The following is a 19,281-nucleotide window of genomic DNA, read 5'->3' on the forward strand; positions in this document are numbered from 1 at the left end:
GGATTCGTGAAGCTCATTTGCTGAAAAACACTGAGTAATTTCAAATGAGCTGTTGTTTACACTTTCAATTCCTGACTCTTAATCCCTAATTTTTAATTTTTAATTTCTATTTTTTGTCTGCTCCAATAGAAGCTTCACTTCCTCTACATCCTTCAGCCCTGGCTCCAGCTCAAACCCACTATTAACATCAATAGCAAAGGGCTTTGGCCGTACCTTCTCCAGATTCTTAATGTTCTCCAGGTTCAGTCCGCCACTCAGGAAATAAGGCGTAGGTGACAGGTAATTTTTAATCAGTTCCCAATCGAATGGGATGCCGTTGCCACCGTGTGAATCGCCTTTTGTATCGAACAGAAAATAGTCGCAGCTTCTTTCGTACAGCAATGTATTCTCAAACACAAAGCGGTCATCTACCGAAAAAGCTTTTATAACTTCAAATCCAGCATTCTTAATTTCTTGGCATTGCTTCGGTGATTCGTGACCGTGCAGTTGTATGAGATCAAGCTTAAACTTGCGGGCTATTTCAACTATAGTTTCTGTTGCTTCATTCACAAAGACACCAACCTTCTTTATAGTTGCAGGCAGCTCGGCCAGCAGTTCCGGTGTTATAGTTCCATCGCAGTAGCGCTTAGAACCTTTGTAAAAAATAAAGCCTAGATAATCCGGCCGAAGCGCAGCTATCTGCCTCAGGTTCTCCGGATCACGCATGCCACAAACTTTTACTTTCATATTGCCTGTTCTTTAAGCTCCTGCAACTGGCGAAGTTCTTTTATAAATGCAGCCGCAGCGCGTTCAGGCCGACTGTCATTCATAAAGGTCTCCCCGATCAGGAAGCCGTTATAACCAGCCTGCTGCAGCTCAACCAATGTTTGCACCTGGCTCAGGCCACTTTCTGAAATTTTAGTAATGCCAGCCGGAATGTAGTTTGCCAGTTCAAAGGACAAGCCTATATCCGTTTTAAATGTCTTCAGGTTACGGTTATTCACGCCAACTATAGTTACAAACTCATTCAGCGTTTCATCGAGTTCTTGTTTGTTGTGTACTTCCAGCAGTACTTCCAAACCAAAAGTGCGGGCAAAAGCTGCCAGTTCTTTCAGTCGTGCAGGCTCCAGTGCAGCCGCAATCAAAAGTATGGCATCAGCACCAATCGATTTTGCTTCCACAATCTGGTATTCATCCACCATAAAGTCTTTGCGCAGGATCGGGCAGAAGTTATACTTGCGAGCCGTTACCAAGTCTTCGTTTTTGCCGCCAAAGTAATTTATATCAGTCAGGATAGATAAAGCCGAAGCCCCTGCCTGCATATAACCGATTGAAGTGCGCTCTACAGATACATAAGGATTGATATCACCTTTAGAGGGAGACTTACGCTTGATCTCGGCAATGATTCCGCTCTTATCCGGGCGCAGCAGGTAACGCTCCAGCGACAGGCAAGGTGTTTCGAAGTAAAGGCTTTTCTCCAGCAATTTTACCGGATAAAGTGCTTTGCGTTCGGCTACTTCTTTGTATTTATGGGCAATTATTTCGTCTAGTATGTTCATGTCTTTTGATTTTAAAATTTGGAGATGTGGAGGTTTGAAGATCAGGCTTACACTAATTTATTATCGTTTATTAGATTGGTAAATAAACTATAAGCTTTACCTGACTCAAGTGTTTCTTTAGCTAATGCAACAGCATCCAGCACACTAATTTCAGGTCTCGCACACTGAATAGCCATACCGGCGTTGGCGGCAACTACAGCCGTTTGCGCAGCTGTGCCCTCTCCTTTTAATACATCAAGAAATATTTTAGCTGCACTCTCTATGGTACCGCCCCCTTTGATCTGCTCCTGCTGTAATCGGGGTAAACCAAGCGATTGGGCATCCAAAAGCACTTCCTCTTTATCTGAGATCACTTTAAACGGGCTTGTCAGGGAAATTTCGTCGTAGCCATCCAAGGTATGAATGATGCTATAGTTTACTTCGGGCTGCTGCTGATACAGGTAACTATACATGCGGGCCAGTTCCAGACTATAAACACCCACCATCTGTAGTTTCGGAAAAGCCGGATTCACCATAGGTCCCAGCATATTGAAGAACGTTTTCACCGCCAGTTCTTTTCTGATCGATCCTACACTTTTCATAGCAGGATGGAAGAGCGGCGCATGCAGGAAACAGATATTATAGTTGGCAATAGATCGCTCCAGCGCATCCCTATCCGTAGTAAATTTTATTCCCAGCGCTTCGAGCACGTTGGACGAGCCGCAGGAAGACGACACGCCATAGTTACCATGCTTGGCAACCGGAATGCCGTTGGCCGCCACCACAAAAGAGGACAACGTCGAAATATTGAACGTATCCTTCCCATCGCCACCGGTGCCGCAAAGGTCAATCGGATTATAAGCATTCAGGTCCACGCGCTGGCACTGGTCAAGTAGCGCATTCCGGAAGCCTTCCAGTTCATCTACCGTAATGCTGCGCATCATGTAGACTGTCAGGAAACTGGAGATCTGGCTCTGGTTGTACTTGCCGCCTGTAATATTTACCAGCACTTCCCGCGCCTGCTCTTTGGTGAGCGTTTTATGTTCAAATAAGTGGTTTAGTATCTCTTTCATGTTTCTATATTCTTGTGTCATTTTGAGCGCAGCCGAGAAATCTTATACAGCTGCATATTGGACTTATAAGATCCCTCGACTTCGCTCGGGATGACTATTAGTTTAACAGCCAGTTCTTAATTATCTCCCTTCCATGTTCTGTCAGCACTGATTCCGGGTGGAACTGCACGCCGCGAACATCAAACTCTTTGTGGCGTAGCGCCATAATGTTGCCTGATTCGTCTACAGCTGTTGGTACCAGGCAATCGGGTAAATTCTGTTCAACCAGCCAGGAATGGTAGCGGCCGGTATTGAATTGTTTAGGTAGATCCGAAAAGAGTTTTTCCTGCTCACAAACTATAGTTACCGGCGTAGCTACGCCATGCCATACTTCGTTGCTGTTAAACAGCTTACCGCCATATATCTCACCTATTGCCTGATGTCCGAGGCACACCCCAAACAAACTTTTGGTCGGGCCAAAAGTGCGGATGATCTCTTTCAACATACCTGCTTCGTTCGGAATACCGGGGCCAGGAGAAAGCATGATCTTGCTATAGTTGCCAACTTCTTCCAGCGTCGTTTTGTCGTTGCGTCGAACAGTTACGTCAGCGCCCAGTTCCTGCAGCAGGTGCACCAGGTTGTAAGTGAAAGAGTCGTAGTTATCGATTACTAGTACTTGCATGTTAGTTGATCTCCTGTGCTAAGGTTAAAGCTTTTCGTAAGGCCATCAGTTTGTTGTCTACTTCCTGAAGCTCGCTCTGTGGGTCTGATGCGGCCACAATACCGGCTCCTGCCTGGTAGTATAGTATATAGTCTTTGCTCAGGAAAGAACGGATCATGATGGCGCTGTTGAAGTTGCCGTTAAAATCCAGGAAGCCGATACAGCCACCGTAAAAAGCGCGTTTTGTTGTTTCGTATTTATCAATTAGCTGCATGGCTTTGTGCTTTGGAGCTCCCGAAAGCGTGCCAGCCGGAAAGGTACTGGCCACCATTTGCAGCGAATCCTCCTGACTGTGAAGTTGCCCGGACACTTTAGAAACCAGGTGAATAACATGCGAGTAATACTGAATCTCGCGGAAAGTTTCTACGGCAACACTATGGCCGTTGCGGCTCAGGTCATTGCGTGCCAGATCCACCAGCATCACATGCTCTGCATTTTCTTTCGGGTCGGCTAACAGTTTTTCAGCCAGGGCAGCATCTGCTGCATCATCACCTGTTCTCCGGAAAGTACCTGCAATCGGGAAAATGCTTGCTTTGCCATCTTTAATTACAAGCTGCGCTTCCGGCGAGGAACCGAAAATCTTAAAGCTGCCATAATCAAAATAAAACAGGTAAGGCGACGGATTAATGGAGCGCAGCGCACGGTACACGTTAAACTCATCTCCCTGGAAAGCCTGCTCAAACCGACGGGATAGTACCAGTTGAAATACATCGCCCCGAAAGCAGTGCTCCTTTGCCTTCTGAATGTTTTTGAGAAAACCTTCGCTGCTGATATTGTAAGCTTCTGCTGCAGTGGTTTTGAAACTATAGCTCGGAATGTTTCGGCTGTTCAGCAGTGCTTCCAGTTGTGCAATGCCGTTGTCATCATCCTGGTTATAGTTGTGCGAGAAGATGTAAGCCTCGTTGGTGAAGTGGTTGATGGCGATGATATAGCGATACACGGCATAGTACAGATCCGGTAGTTGCTGGCGGTCAGGTCGCTGGCTCAATTCAACATCTTCGTAGTAGCGGACCGCATCATAGTTCATATACCCGAACAACCCATTATTGATGAAGTTAAACGCATTTGATTCCACTTCAAAGCTTTGTGCAAAGGCTGCCAGTTGCGCCGGAACATTCGTTTCTTTAGTGATCGGCATCTGTTTTATAGTTCCGTCCGGAAAAGCCTCAGTCAGCACCTCGTTCTCGGCTTTTATACTTGCCATGGGGCTGCAGCAGATGTAGGAGAAACTGTTTTCAGCGCCGTGGTAGTCTGAACTCTCCAGCAAAATACTATTCGGGAATCGGTCGCGTAGCTTCAGGTATACGCTTACCGGGGTCAGCGTATCAGCCAGAAGGCGCTTATAGTTGGTGGTGATTTTATAGTTCATGGTCGGTTTAGAATCTGATAGAAAACAAAAAAGCCTGCTGTCCAGTGAACAGCAGGCTTTTATACCTTTGGTTGTATGCTATAGTATCTTATTTCTTCCTATACATAGCAGGGCTGTTCACGATATTTTTCATAACGTGCCACCACCATGCTGTAAGATGAAGATTCTGAATCATGTTTTGTTTATAGTTCGCTTTAATAGATTGCGATGTCACAAATGTAAGCCCTCATTTTTCAAAAGCAAACTATACTTAAACTTTATTTTAAACTATAGTTATAATGATGCGTCATTTATTAAGCAAAACTTATTGATATTTAACGCATTACAAGACCCCTTTTGTTGATGGCAAAGAAGAATCGTTCGGGTCTCGCTTCACTGCCATACGAATAGCCCGTGCAAACCCTTTAAAAATCGCCTCTATCTTGTGGTGCTCGTTCTGTCCTTCGGCTTTAATGTTCAGATTACACTTGGCCGCATCAGAGAAGGATTTAAAGAAATGAAAGAACATTTCAGTCGGCATATCCCCTACTTTCTCGCGCTTAAACTCTGCATCCCACACAATCCAGGGCCTTCCACCAAAGTCTATTGCTACCTGCGCCAGCACATCATCCATGGGCAAGAGGAAACCATAACGGCTAATGCCTTTTTTATCGCCTAAAGCAACCAGAAATGCTTCGCCTAAAGCAAGACCTGTGTCTTCAATGGTGTGGTGCTCATCAATGTGCAGATCGCCTTTCACAGCTATAGTTAGATCCACATTGCCATGGCGGGCCAGCTGCTCCAGCATGTGATCGAAAAAACCAAGCCCGGTTTTGATGTCTGATTTACCGGTTCCATCCAGGTTCAGGTCGATCTGGATATCGGTTTCTGAAGTCTGCCGGCGTATAGTTGCTTTGCGTGCCGGAAGCTTCAGGAAACGATAAATCTCATCCCAGTCGTTGGTGCTCAGGGCAGCTTCTTCGCTCTGAAAATCGGCCAGCAGAATGGCTTTTGCACCCAGATTCTTTGCCAGCTGCACATCCGTTAAGCGGTCACCAATCACGTAGCTATTCTCCAGGTCATACTCACCGGACAGGTAATTTTTCATCATGCCGATGCCGGGTTTGCGGGTTTCCAGGCCTTCGTGCTCAAAACTGCGGTCGATCAGGATATCTTCAAACTCCACACCTTCGCTACGCAAAATCTCCAGCATCTTGTTCTGGTAAGGCCAGAAAGTGTGTTCAGGATAAGAGTCCGTGCCTAGCCCATCCTGGTTGGTGACCATCACAAACTCGTAATCCAGTTCTGTAAATATCTTGCACAGATTGCGGATCACCTTCGGGATAAACTCAAACTTCTCAAAAGAATCAACCTGGTAATCAGTTTTCGGCTCAACCAATATGGTGCCGTCACGATCTATAAATAATGCTTTTTTCATTTCTCTATATTTGATTTTGTGACAATAGACTATATGACAAAAAAATATTTTAGTCGTTTGCCCTTTGTCTAAAAATCTTTTGTCTATAAATTAAACTCCGAAATCGCCTGGTATAGTTGCTGGTTTTCTTCGGTAGTGCCAACAGATACGCGCAGACAATTCTCGCAACCCGGTACGCTGGATCGGTTTCGTGTTACAATTCCTTTATCCAGCAGGTAACTATAGAGTCTGTTCGCATCTTTAACCTTCACCAGTAAAAAATTGGCATCCGAAGGGTATACTTTCTCAACTATAGCCAAGGTTGGTAAAGCCGCTTCCAGCATTTGCCTTTCCTGCACGATCTCTTCCACCATGTATTTCAGCTGCTCATCCAGATCCAGGGCTTTCAGTGCCAGTTCCTGCGTAGCTTCATTTATGTTGTAGGGCGGTTTTATTTTATCCAGTAGCGCGATGATCTTTTCTGAAGCGAAAGCCATACCTAAGCGCAAGCCCGCCATTCCCCAGGCTTTGGAGAAAGTCTGCAACACCACCAGGTTCGGAAAATCAGCTAAGCGCGTGGTCCAGCTCGGTGCATCCGAAAAATCAATATAGGCCTCATCCACCACTACCAGTCCATCAAAATTATCCAGAATGGCTTCTATACTTTCCGATTTTATGCTGTTGCCTGTCGGGTTATTGGGTGAGCAGATGAAAATGATTTTAGTCGTATTCTTAACATTTCGCAACACTTCTGCCACCGGCAACTGGAAATCAGGCGTCAGCTGCACGGCATCCAGCTGCACATCGTTCAGGTTAGCCGATACTTCATACATGCCATAGGTTGGCGGCAAATGCAGCATGCGGTCCTGGCCCGGGCGACAAACCATACGAAACAACAGATCAATCGCTTCGTCTGAGCCGTTTCCCAGGAATATCTGCGATGGGCGCACGCCTTTTATAGTCGCGATCTTGCTTTTCAGGGCTTTCTGGTGCGGGTCCGGGTAGCGGTTATAGTTGTCTCCGGCCAGGCTGCCCAGGTTATTTTCGTTGGCATCCAGGTAAACGCTGGCTGTGCCTTTAAATTCGTCGCGCGCCGATGCATAGGCTTTCATCTTCCATACATTCGGGCGAACTATAGTTTCCAGATCAAACATTTATAGTTTCTTTAATCTAATAGTTACTGCGTTTTTGTGCGCCTGCAAGCCTTCCGCTTCGGCCATTACTTCTATGGTTTTGCCAATCTGCTGCAAGCCTGACGGACTGATCTGCTGGAACGTGATCTTCTTCACAAAACTATCCAGCGACACGCCACTATAGGCACGGGCATATCCATTGGTTGGCAAGGTATGGTTGGTACCGGAAGCATAATCGCCGGCGGCTTCAGGTGTAAAGTTGCCCAAAAATACCGAGCCTGCGTTTACTACACCTGCTGCTATAGTTTCAAGATCCTCGATGGCAAGTATAAGGTGCTCCGGCGCATACAGGTTCGAGAAGTCCAGCATTTGCTGCGCATCTTCCAGAACGATAGCCATACTGTTTTCAAGTGCCTGAGCCGCTACTGCTTCACGTGGCAATAGCTGTAGTTGCTTCTCAATCTCTGTAATTACCTGGTCAACTATAGTTTCGGATGTACTCAGCAATACCACCTGCGAATCCGGACCGTGCTCGGCCTGGGAAAGCAAGTCTGCCGCTACAAAAGCGGGATCAGCAGTTTCGTCTGCCATTACCAGCACTTCCGATGGGCCGGCCGGCATATCAATGGCTACACCCAGTTGTGTTACCAGTTGCTTGGCCATCGTTACGTACTGGTTTCCGGGTCCGAAAATCTTGCTTACAGCCGGAACACTTTCGGTGCCAAAGGCCATGGCGGCCACGGCCTGTGCGCCGCCAGCTTTAACTATAGTTTCGATGCCCAGCAAAGAAGCTGTGTACCGAATAGCCGGGTGAATGCTGCCATCTTTAGACGGAGGCGTACAAAGTATGATCTGCTTACATCCAGCCAGTTTAGCCGGAACACCCAGCATCAGCAAGGTAGAAAATAATGGTGCCGTGCCTCCTGGGATGTATAAGCCTACTTTCTCGATAGCCACACTTTTGCGCCAGCAACGCACGCCAGGCATGGTCTCTACTATAGGCATCTGCTCAGCCTGCTGTAAATGGAACAACTGTATATTGCTATACGCCTGAAGTATCGCTTCTTTCAGTTCCTGACTTATTTCAGTTTCTGCTGCGGCCAATTCTTCCGGGGTTGCCAGTAATTGCGATGGTCGGTTGCCATCATACTTCTCTGCCAGTTGATACAAGGCTTCGTCGCCCTGTTCCTGCACCAGTTTAAAGATCTGGCGTATAGTTGGCTCCAGTTCCTGCAGGTCCTTTACAGGTCGCTTTGCCAGTTCCGGCCAAACTATAGTTTCAGGATATAATATCTTTTTCATCAGATGATCATTTTTTCGATTGGAACAACCAGGATGCCCTGTGCGCCAGAAGCTTTTAGTTTTTCAATGATCTCCCAGAAATCGTCTTCATTTACCACTGAATGCAGGGAGCTCCAGCCTTCTTCTAACAACGGAAGTACAGTAGGAGATTTAACACCAGGCAGTAATTTGGATATCTCGGCTATTTTATCGTTCGGAGCATTGAGCAGAATATATTTGGCGCGCTGGGCACGTTGCACGGCATTTATCCGGAACAATAATTTTTCAAGGATTTCACGTTTTTCTTCGCTCAACTCTTTATTTGCAATCAGCACTGCTTGTGATTTGAAAACCTGTTCTACTTCACGTAAGCCATTGCTAATAAGGGTGCTACCAGAGCTTACAATATCACAGATAGCATCTGCCAGGCCAATGCTAGGTGCAATCTCCACAGAGCCGCTTATAGTATGAATATTAGCCTGCACACCTCGCTCCGAAAGGTAGGCCTGTAGCAGATTAGGGTATGAAGTCGCGATATTTTTTCCGTTCAGGTCTTCCACCGAACTATAGGAATCGCCCTTAGGCACGGCCAGCGACAGGCGGCATTTCGAGAAACCCAGCGCCTCTACTGTCAGGTCCTGCATTCCTTCCTCTACCAGCACATTCTGGCCCACAATACCAATATCGGCTACGCCATCGGCTACATAACCGGGAATGTCATCGTCTCTCAGGAAAAGGATCTCAAGGGGAAAATTGGTTGATTCTGTTTTAAGTTTCAGGCTGCTGTTTATGAAGGAAATTCCGCACTCACGAATAAGATTGAGGGAATCGTCACTGAGCCTGCCTGACTTTTGTATGGCTATACGAAGCATAAATTTGAATTGAAAAGTATAAAATAGCGCGTTTATACCTTGCATCCGGCAACGTATAAATTGGGTATACACCCAAGGGGGCTATATGTCTATTGGATTCCTCTTACGAGGAATGATGGAAATGATGTACGTGCGCAGCAGTACCGCAGGCAACAGAAAGTGCCGGTGCAGAAAGGGTGCTATGTAACGTAGTGTTGCGCATTATGTGCTGCAAAAGTAAGCAGGATTTAGATGTAAACTATAGTTTGCCCTAAAAGTTTTGAGAAATCCATCCAAAATAAACTGCAAAGTGCCGGCCCCCATACAGGAACCGGCACTTTGCAGTTAAACAGATTTGGTTTTTAGTTTACTTGGTCAGCAGCATTTTAACCGACTTCATTCCGGATGGTGTGAGCAGGCGGGCGATGTAAATTCCCTTCGACAGGTTTTTGCCATCAAACTCATACTCATACAGCTTGCCGGCTTTGGCTACGCCCATGTCTACTTTTCTGATCAACACGCCTCGCATATCATAAACTTCCAGCGAGTAGCTTTCTTCTTTTTCAAGGCTGAAAGCGATCGTTGTTCTGTCTGTGAATGTGTTCGGATAGTTGTAAAGCTGGCTGGTTTCCGCAGTTGTGGTAGTGCTTAGCTTGGTAGTTTTAGTTGCTACCGGAGCGTTAGACTTCACTTCGTGGATCACGATAGAGCCACCACTGATCGTTGTGGAAGGTACAGCGTTGTCACCTTTATCGGACAGACTCACATTGTTATCGTAAACGATGGCGCCATCTCTCCTGTTCCAGATCTTGATCCTGAACCTGTCTGCTTCCTGGCTTCCTTTTAAGTTGCCATCTTCCACAGACACCATGAAGGCATACTCTTCATTTCCGTTAATGCTGCCCACACCTTTATAGATGGCTTTATAACCGGCCACTACCAGCGACATGGCATCATGCGCAGAGCTCTTGAAGTTAAGATCGCCTGCCTTAAACTGGAATTCTGTGTTGCCATCTACCTGGTTCGAGCCTTTTTTGTATTTAGCGATGAAACCAAAATTAGCTTTGCCTATAAGTGTCGGATTGGCAACATAAGCCCCTGGAGGAGAATCGATCCAGCCACCACCGGTTACGAAGCCACCATTCGGATCGTAGATAACCACATAGTCGAATACTGTGCTTGTACTTTGGCCGCAATGGTCTGTTACTGTTAAACCAACCGAATACACACCGGCCTCTGTATATGTATGCGTAGCACTTATAGGGGAGCCGCTGATAGTCTGTGTAGTATTTGTTCCATCACCCCAGGTCCATACTGCCGTGCTAATGTTCTCATCCGTAAATGAAGCATTTAGCGTAACCGTAGAATTTAGCTGAACAGGTGAAGCCGGACCTGTAATTACAAGGTTAGAAGGCGTGTTATTCGTAACTGTTACCGTAAAGCTTTCAGTGGCTGAATTGCCCGCTTTGTCTTCAGTGGTATAAGTAACTGTGGTTGTACCAACCGGGAAAGTAGCACCTGGAGCAAGACCGGCAGTCATTGTTGGCGTAACACTTGAGCAGTTATCAGTAGTTGATACGTTATAGTTTACAACCGCGCCGCATTTATCCGGCTGCGTAGCTACTACGATGTTAGCCGGAACCTTAATTACTGGTGCCTCATCATCTGTTACAGTTACCGTCATTACATCGCTAGACGAATTACCTGCTTTGTCAGTGGCAGTATACGTGATGGTAGTTACACCTTGATTGAAGGTATACTCTCCTACTTGTCCTGCACCACTGGCCGTAGTTGCTCCTGTCATTGCCCAGGTTACCTGTTTCACAGAGCAATTATCTGTAACAGTTGCATCCGGGATAGTTAAAGTTACTGTGCAGCTTCCATCATCTGTGCCTGCAGTCTGGTTGCTGGCTGCTGCTACCACTGGAGCTGTCTCATCTACAACCGTTACCACTTGTTTAGCAGTAGCTGTCAGGCCAGCTGCATCAGTCACAGTCCAGATCACTTCAGTATCGCCTAACGGGAAGGTTGCCGGTGCGTTGTTGGTCTCACTTGCCACTTTACAATTATCGGCTGTAATTGGAGTTCCAAGCGCTACATCCGTAGCCTCGCACTGTGCATTGGCCGCTACTTTTACATTGGCCGGTGCTGTTATAGTTGGCGCCTGCGTATCTCTAACTGTAACTGTTTGAGTCACAGCAGTGGCTGGATTACCGTTGACGTCTGTTGCATTCCAGGTTATGGTGGTAGTACCTACCGGATATTGAGCATTCAGAGCAAGGTTATCGCTTCTTGTTCCCGTTGCTGGCTGTGCACCGCAATTGTCTGTTACCTCAGGAGCTGTGATGGAGATTGTTGCCCCACACTGGCCCGCATCTGCATCAGCTGTTACTGGCTGGGTAGCGGCGATTACCGGCGCTGTTACATCCTTCACAATTACATTCTGCGTAGCGGTTGTGCCGTTGCCATTGCCATCGTTAAAGGTCCAGGTAATTGTATAGGTACCCTGCTCATTATAAGTAAGCGGATCAGAAGTTGTTCCTGTCACCGTACCAGCACAATTGTCGGTAGTGGTCGGTGCAGTAACTGTAACTGAACATTCGCCGGTAGCATCTGCTATAGTTGGTGTTACTGGTGCCGTAGCGTCTTTCACAATCACCTGCTGGGTAGCTGTTGAAGTATTGCCGTTACCATCATTGAAGGACCAGGTAATGGTATAAGTGCCCTGCTCGGTATAAGTCAGCGGATCGCTGGTAGTTCCGGTGACGGTGCCTTTGCAATTGTCTGCAGCAGTTGGGGTAGTTGTAACTGTAACCGAACATTCGCCTGTAGCGGCTGCTATAGTTGGGGCAACTGGAGCCGTACGGTCTTCAACTGTTACAGTTTGAGTTACAGTGGCTTTCAGTCCGGCGGCGTCTGTTGCCGTCCAGGTGACAGTGGTAGTACCCAGTGGGTAGCTTTCTGGTGCGTCATTAGTTACTGTAACTCCGGCGCAGTTATCACTGGCAGTTGCCGAACCTAACACCACTCCGGTAGCCCTGCAGGAAGCATTCGCAGCTACTTTTACATTGGCCGGCGCAGCTATAGTTGGATTTGTAACATCCTTCGCTGTCAGAACTACCTGTGCTTCATCTGTATTTCCGGCAGCATCTGTAGCCGTAACAGTTACCGTTATAGTCTGATTATGAGTTGCCTCTACTTCAGTGCCAACTGCAGGAGATTGCGTGATGGTTGTGCCCTGGCAATTGTCAGTAGCAGTTCCCCTTACATCAGGAATGGTTATGGTACAGTTTTCTCCCAGATTCACATTCTGATTGATGGCAGCTGTCAATACCGGAGCAGTCATATCTACAACAGTAACTACTTGCGTTGCGGTCGCTGTAAGACCATTAACATCCGTCACTGTCCAGATCACTTCTGTATCGCCTAATGGGAAGGTGGCCGGGGCGTTGTTGGTTACGGTTTTAACACCGCAATTGTCGGCTGTAGTAGGTGTTCCAAGCGCCACTTCAGTTGCCTGGCATTGCGCATTGGCAGCAACTTCTACAGTAGCAGGTGCGGTTATAGTTGGGGCCTGCGTATCTCTAACAGTTATAGTCTGAGTAACAGCTACGGCATCGTTTCCAGCTGCGTCCTTTGCATTCCAGGTAATGGTAGTTGTTCCTACCGGATACTGAGCACTTAAGGCTGCACCGTCACTTCTTGTTCCCATTGCAGGTAGCGCTTCGCAATTATCAGTTACTTCCGGAGCTGTAATAGCTATTGTTGCTCCACACTGGCCAGCATCTGCTTCAACTGTCACAGCTTCTGTAGCGGCGATTAGTGGCAATGTTACGTCTCTAACAATTACCTCCTGAGTAGCTGTTGTGGAGTTGCCATTGCCATCGCTAAAGGTCCAGGTTATAGTATATTCACCCTGAACAGTATATTCTGTCGGATCTGAAGTAGTACCCGTCACGGTACCGGCACAGTTGTCGGTAGTAGTCGGAGCAGTTACAGTAACCGAGCATTCACCGGTGGCAGCAGCTATAGTTGGTTTTACAGGTGCCGTCACATCTTCTATAGTTACAACTGTAGCATCCGATGCAGTAGAAGAGCAGCCGTTTGCTGTTACGATTACGGTATAAGATCCACTTTCAATTGCTGTAAAAGACTGGTTTGTTGCTCCAGAGATGGCAGCCCCGTTTCTATACCATTGATTTCCAGTTGAAGCAGAAGAAGTTAAAACAACTGTATTTCCAGGACAAGCCGATGTTCCTGTTTGAGCGGTTATAGTAGGTTTGGCTGGGGTAGTTTTAGGATTAGCAGTGCCAGAGCCTGCAGTGCTGGTACAGCCATTTACAGTTGTAGTCACAGTGTAAGCTCCAGCCTGTGTAACGGTAATGGAAGAAGTAGCTGCGCCCGTGCTCCATAGCAAAGCGCCTGTAGCGTTAGTTGAGAGGGTCGATGTGCCGTCGCAATTATCTACTACCGTAACCGCCGGAGCAGATGGGGCAGTTTTAGGTGCGGCTATACCTGAACCGGGCGCGCTGGTACAACCACCTGCTACGGTTGAAGTGACTGTGTAAGTACCTCCACTTGTAACCGTAATAGAAGAAGTAGTTGCGCCAGTGCTCCACAGAAGTGAACCGGAAGCAGTTGTAGATAAAGTAGATGTACCATCGCAATTATTTACGACAGTCACTACAGGCGTAGCAGGAGTTGTACAGGTAGCATAATTTGCAGTAACCGCTATAGTTCCGTTGTTATTCGTTCCTACTACACAAATAATATTTGGCTGTGATGTGTTAGGAGTGGTATATGAAGTGCTAACCGTATAACCTGTAAATGTCTGTCCCAGTGAATTAGTTAAAGGCGCAGTGATTTTAACAGATTGAGCACCAGTAACAGCAATTGCATCTGAACCACCTTGATTTGTTGATGCGTCGCGTGTGCCAGAGCTTACTGTTGGTCCAGTACAACTAGTAGAGTTTTTGACCTCATAACTTAATGTAGATGAGCCTGAATTTGTTGTCAGCCTTACGTTAGCATCAGTAAAAACCGTTATAGCTGTAGCGCCACTCTGCTTGCCAACAGCAGTAACGGTAAACTTCACACCAACGTGCCTTGGCTCTACCTGATATTTAATTGTCCAGGATCCATCTTCACCAACCGAAACATCATACACATGATAATCAGGATAATCAGGTTCTTCTTTAAATTCAACATGAACCATACTATCCTGCGTCCAGCCATAGCCAGTAATTACGGCGATTTCCCCAGGTGCATAATCATCCTTATCAGATGATACAGTTGGTTGATAGTTGTCAAATGCATTTACGCCGAAAAAAGTTAGGGTACTAATCAGCGTGATAAGATACAGAACACGCCATTTAGAAGATTGCTTGAGTAAATTTTTTACATACATAGTGTAAAGGGTTTTAAATTATTTAAAATTGACAATCAGCTAACTCGCTACAATAAACTGCAGCGCTACAAAAAGACGCTCCTTCCCTGTTAAAGCCAGATAAAAAATGCTTTTGAGAGTAAGGATAGCATTCTGGGTCGTTTAAAATGCCGAACCAAAGTGCATATATGAAATAGTTGTGATTTATTATTTATATTTAAGGATTATACAAATTAAATAAGAAAAAGTTGTATTAAGTTCATGCTTAATTATAAATACTGTAGAATAGCTTATTCTGAACGCCAATAGTATAAATTGAAGGGTAAACTGTTTTAAAACTATAGTTTTGTAGTTATGTACAGGCCCCGGAATGTTTAAGTAGTTGAGATGGTTTAGGCTAATGTTTTATACCTTTGTATGAAATACCGCTTATTTAATATTTGGCAAGGTTTTTACGGGTATATAAAACCCGTATATATCTGTAATAAAAGTTGTTTTTAGCCCATGAAAAAGTACCTGCTAAGCCTACTGTTTCTAATTTCTATAGTTGCTGTTGCTCCTGTTGCCAGAGCACAGGTTAAATTGCCGCAGCCAAGCCCTCAATCTTTTATAAAACAAACTATAGGGCTCACAGATATTACGGTGCGATACCATGCGCCAGGTGTTAAGGGGCGTAAGGTCTTTGGCGGATTAGTGCCTTATGGCAAACTGTGGCGTGCCGGTGCCAACGAAGCGACGCTCATCACCTTTACAGACGAGCTTTTCCTGAATCATGAGCGTGTTCCTGCGGGTACCTATTCCTTTTTTATTCTGCCTGAGAGCGATAGTGTATGGAATATTGTATTGAACCGCGATACTACTTTGTGGGGTCTGGAAGGATATGATGAACTACAGGATGTTGCCTACTTACGCGTAACGCCCAAACCGGTACAGTTTCATGAGACAATGCAGTTCAGTTTTTCAGATATCGGCACCAACACTGGTTTTATGCATCTTACCTGGGAAAATTCCCAGATCTCTCTCCGAATAGAAACTGAGATTGAGAAAAAAGCGCTGGCCAATATTGAAGAGGCTTTAAAGAAAGCACAGCCGGATGATTGGTATATCTGGGCGCAATGCGCGGATTATATGGTTGCAAGGAGAGAATTACACCAGAGAGCGCTGGAACTGGTTAATAAATCCATAGCCATTAAAGAGACTTTCTTTAATAACTGGGTAAAAGCCAAACTATACGCATTAAACAAGGAATACGAAATGGCAGCCAACCTTTCGGCTAAAGCGATTCAGCTGGGCAAAGCTGAGCCTGAATCGTATCAGACGTATGCCCGTGATATCGAAAATGCCTATAGTTCCTGGAAAAAGAGGAAGATGTAAAAGACACTATAGCTAGAGAGCCTCAGAAATGAAGGCTCTTTTTTTATAGTTACTTAGTTAAAACTTAGCTACAAACCTGAGATTCAGACGACGACCGGTCAGGTAATTGGGCACAGCGTAGGTAACGCCATTCATGTCGTTTACATAAGTGTAAGACACCCGGTTGTTGGCATCTATAATATTCAGCACTTCCAACCCGATCCATAGGCTTTCCAGTGAAAACCTGTTCTGATCAGTAAGGTCGTTTTCCAATATAAGCACCTTCGAGAAACCTATGTCAACGCGTTTGTATGATTTGCCAGCAAATGCGCTTCGGAACTCGGGCTGACGAGGCGGCCCGAAGGGCAACCCACTTCCGTAAACCAGATTCAGGTACATTCTTATAGTTGGGTTATCAGGCAAATGGTCCTGGAAAAATACGCCGATATTAACCAGCTGATCTGATGGCCTGCGAATATAGCCCTGCTCCTGCCGGCCTGTTACCATTCCTTCAGGGCCATATACATTCACTGAATCACCTTCCACATTTTCCCGGGTGGTCATCAAACCTAAACTCAACCACGACTCCGCTCCTTTAATAAACTCCCCGTTCACCCGCATATCAAAGCCGGCGGCATAAGCCTTTGCATTGTTTTTGGCGTAATAGCGCAGACGTACGTTATCGATATCGTAAGGCACTACATTGGTCAGGTGTTTATAGTATAGTTCGGAGGTGAGTTTAAAGTCGCGGTCCCAGGCTTTGAACAGGTAATCGCTGCCAACTATAGCATGGATGGATCTTTGGGCTTTAAGGTCCGGATTCAGCACGCCATCAAAATCTCGAAGCTCGCGGTAAAAAGGTGGCTGGTAATACACACCAAGAGCCGCTTTAAACGACAGGTCAGGATTACGACGAGTGATAAACGAATACTGCACCCTCGGCGATAAAAGCCACTCGTTGGTATAGTTCCAGTAACTTGCTCTTACACCATAAGTTAGTGTTTTTAAAGAATCAAGGTCAATGGTATGTTGCAGGTAGGCATTGTAGCGCTGCGAATTCAGGTTAAGCTCAGATTGTAAAGCATAGGTCCGGGTTACGTAGTCTGAGGAATCAGCAAAACCGTATTCGTCCAGTTCATCTTCTATCTTCTCCAACCCGGCTTTAACACCAAATTGCAGTTTATTTCGCTGATTTAACTGCCAGGTATTTCTTAACTCAGCTGTGAGTACGCGGGCAAGTAGCGCATTACGGGCATGGTTAAACTCACTGCCAACACCCAGCACCATCTGGCATTCCTCAAAGTTACCGCTGTTATCCATCTCGCAAATACGGTAGCCAGCCTCAATATCCCGAAATTCCCGCTCCCTTGACTCCACCCCGGAAAGCATAAGCTCTGAACTATAGTTGGCAGAAAACTGATGCGCCAGGTTTACACCAGCCTGGTAGGTGTTGTAGTCCATTTTTTCGCGGCCATCGAAGCCAACAAAAAGCCTGAGAGGTACCTGCCGTGTGCCAAACGTGGTTACCCTCGACTCCGGAATAACCAGGTAATTGTTTGTCGCATAACTGGTAAGAATGCCCAGCGTAGTTTTGCCGGTAGGTTCTGGACCTTTGCTTAAATCTATAGTTACATAAGCCTGTGCATCAGAGAACTTAGGTTGATAATCGCCATCGGTTTGCAGGCCCTGTAACATGTATTGTGCATTTTTATGACGCACACCGAGCAGGTAGGATATTTTTTTATTGCGGGAGGCATTTTCAAGGTGCACCGAGCCACCGGTTAAGCCGCCGGTTATAGTTGCAGCAAATGAAGTGGGCTTCCTGTAATCAATACTAAGTACCGACGACAGTTTATCACCATATTTAGGTTGCCAGCCACCGGAAGAGAATTCAATATTGCCAACCAGATCGGGGTTTACAAAGCTGAGACCTTCCTGTTGCGCATTACTGATCAGGAACGGGCGGTAGATCTCGATGCCATTTACATACACCAGGTTCTCATCGTAGTTGCCACCGCGCACTGAATAAGTACTGGAGAGTTCGTTGTTGCTGCTGACGCCGGGTAAGGTAACCAGTATCTTGTTAAAATCTCCGTAGGCAGATGGCAGGTTCTTGGTCAGGCGTGGGTCAAGTTTGGTGGTGCTGGCCTGCTCGCGCGTATCGCCATCCTGCTTGCCCCGCACTTCAACGGTATTAAGTTGTTTGGGATCTGGCTCAACTATAAGACTCAAAGTTATAGTTCCACCACTAGCTACTTTAGCTTTGTAGATCAGTTCTTTATAACCAAGATAACGCACAATTATCTCCAGCTGTTTTCCCGCAGGAACTGTTAAACTAAACGCCCCTGCTGCATCAGTCCGGGTTCCTATAGTTGTGCCTTTAATACCTATAGTTGCCAGTTCCAGTGGCTTATTTTCCGGCGTGCGAACGGTGCCTTTTATAGTTCCCTGTTGTGCTAAAACACCCAGCGGCAAAAGCAAAAAACACCACACCGAAAGGTATTTTAGCATCAGGGCAAAAATTAGTTAGATGATTGCTTTAGGTTAGCTATAGTTGCGATAGGATCTTCGGCAGTAAATACAAAACTGCCGGCTACCAGTACATCTGCTCCGCTCTGTAAAAGCTTAGGCGCATTCTGCTGATTTACGCCACCATCAATTTCGATAAGAGACTGAGAATTACGCTGTATGATCAGGTTTTTTAAAGCTTCTGTTTTACGATATGTGTTCTCTATAAATTTCTGACCGCCAAAGCCAGGGTTAACCGACATGATACAAACAAGATCCAGGTCAGCAATAATATCGTCCAGCAGGTTTACAGAAGTATGCGGGTTTAAAGCAACGCCGGCCTTAGCTCCGGTAGCTTTTATCTGCTGAATGGTGCGGTGCAGGTGGTTGCAGGCTTCGATGTGAACAGAGATAACATCAGCACCGGCTGCGCGAAACTGCTCAATGTATAGTTCCGGCTCCACGATCATCAGGTGCACATCCATTGGCTTTTGCGCGTGCTTTTTAATGGCCTGCATCACCGGGAAACCGAACGAAATATTCGGCACAAAACGGCCGTCCATAATATCAATATGCAGCCAGTCGGCCTGGCTTTTGTTCAGCATTTCTACTTCAGATTGCAGGTTGGCAAAATCAGAAGCAAGTACAGATGGGGCGATTAGTGGTCTCATGCCGACAAAGGTATAAATTTTATGATACAGGTTTTAGTTTATA

Annotated in this window: 13 protein-coding genes; 1 reads left to right on the forward strand and 12 read right to left on the reverse strand. The window is 46.1% G+C overall.

Going from position 1 to position 19,281, the window contains the following annotated elements:
- Window positions 1–99: 99 nt before the first annotated feature.
- From KYK27_RS06835 to KYK27_RS06880, 10 genes are all read right to left on the reverse strand, one after another.
- Window positions 100–726 carry a phosphoribosylanthranilate isomerase gene (locus tag KYK27_RS06835; protein ID WP_199109307.1) on the reverse strand — a complete coding sequence of 209 codons (627 nt, stop codon included), beginning with the start codon at window positions 724–726 and terminating at the stop codon, window positions 100–102.
- A complete protein-coding gene (gene trpC / locus KYK27_RS06840) occupies window positions 723–1,538 on the reverse strand; it encodes an indole-3-glycerol phosphate synthase TrpC (protein ID WP_199109308.1) in 816 nt (271 codons plus the stop codon). Before trpC ends, KYK27_RS06835 begins: the two co-directional genes overlap by 4 nt.
- 47 nt (window positions 1,539–1,585) lie before the next feature.
- Window positions 1,586–2,590 carry an anthranilate phosphoribosyltransferase gene (gene trpD / locus KYK27_RS06845; RefSeq protein ID WP_199109309.1) on the reverse strand — a complete coding sequence of 335 codons (1,005 nt, stop codon included), beginning with the start codon at window positions 2,588–2,590 and terminating at the stop codon, window positions 1,586–1,588.
- A gap of 97 nt (window positions 2,591–2,687) precedes the next feature.
- Window positions 2,688–3,251, reverse strand: a complete 564-nt coding sequence (locus KYK27_RS06850) for an anthranilate synthase component II (protein WP_199109310.1) — start codon at window positions 3,249–3,251, stop codon at window positions 2,688–2,690.
- A 1-nt stretch (window position 3,252) separates the two neighbouring features.
- Window positions 3,253–4,659: an anthranilate synthase component I family protein gene (locus tag KYK27_RS06855; protein ID WP_199109311.1), complete on the reverse strand. Its 1,407-nt coding sequence runs from the start codon at window positions 4,657–4,659 to the stop codon at window positions 3,253–3,255.
- 322 nt (window positions 4,660–4,981) lie between these two features.
- A complete protein-coding gene (hisB, locus tag KYK27_RS06860; protein WP_199109312.1) occupies window positions 4,982–6,076 on the reverse strand; it encodes a bifunctional histidinol-phosphatase/imidazoleglycerol-phosphate dehydratase HisB in 1,095 nt (364 codons plus the stop codon).
- A gap of 83 nt (window positions 6,077–6,159) precedes the next feature.
- The gene (gene hisC / locus KYK27_RS06865) at window positions 6,160–7,209 is read right to left on the reverse strand and encodes a histidinol-phosphate transaminase (RefSeq protein ID WP_199109313.1); all 1,050 of its coding nucleotides are present in this window, start codon (window positions 7,207–7,209) and stop codon (window positions 6,160–6,162) included.
- On the reverse strand, window positions 7,210–8,490 hold the full coding sequence (gene hisD / locus KYK27_RS06870) for a histidinol dehydrogenase (protein ID WP_199109314.1): 1,281 nt from the start codon (window positions 8,488–8,490) through the stop codon (window positions 7,210–7,212).
- Window positions 8,490–9,341, reverse strand: a complete 852-nt coding sequence (gene hisG / locus KYK27_RS06875) for an ATP phosphoribosyltransferase (RefSeq protein ID WP_199109315.1) — start codon at window positions 9,339–9,341, stop codon at window positions 8,490–8,492. The genes hisD and hisG overlap by 1 nt, the downstream gene beginning before the upstream one ends.
- A 346-nt stretch (window positions 9,342–9,687) precedes the next feature.
- Entirely contained in the window at window positions 9,688–14,727 is a 5,040-nt protein-coding gene (locus tag KYK27_RS06880; protein ID WP_199109316.1) for an HYR domain-containing protein, read from the reverse strand.
- 483 nt (window positions 14,728–15,210) lie between these two features.
- Between KYK27_RS06880 and KYK27_RS06885 the strand changes: the two genes are divergently transcribed.
- On the forward strand, window positions 15,211–16,080 hold the full coding sequence (locus tag KYK27_RS06885; protein ID WP_199109317.1) for a DUF2911 domain-containing protein: 870 nt from the start codon (window positions 15,211–15,213) through the stop codon (window positions 16,078–16,080).
- Window positions 16,081–16,137: 57 nt separating this feature from the next.
- Here the strand turns inward: KYK27_RS06885 and KYK27_RS06890 are convergent, their stop codons facing one another.
- Window positions 16,138–18,570 carry a TonB-dependent receptor gene (locus KYK27_RS06890; protein WP_199109318.1) on the reverse strand — a complete coding sequence of 811 codons (2,433 nt, stop codon included), beginning with the start codon at window positions 18,568–18,570 and terminating at the stop codon, window positions 16,138–16,140.
- Between the two features lie 11 nt (window positions 18,571–18,581).
- On the reverse strand, window positions 18,582–19,238 hold the full coding sequence (rpe, locus tag KYK27_RS06895) for a ribulose-phosphate 3-epimerase (RefSeq protein ID WP_199109319.1): 657 nt from the start codon (window positions 19,236–19,238) through the stop codon (window positions 18,582–18,584).
- Between the last annotated feature and the right edge of the window lie 43 nt (window positions 19,239–19,281).

It is taken from the genome of Pontibacter populi (assembly GCF_019336435.1).
Classification (GTDB): domain Bacteria; phylum Bacteroidota; class Bacteroidia; order Cytophagales; family Hymenobacteraceae; genus Pontibacter; species Pontibacter humidus.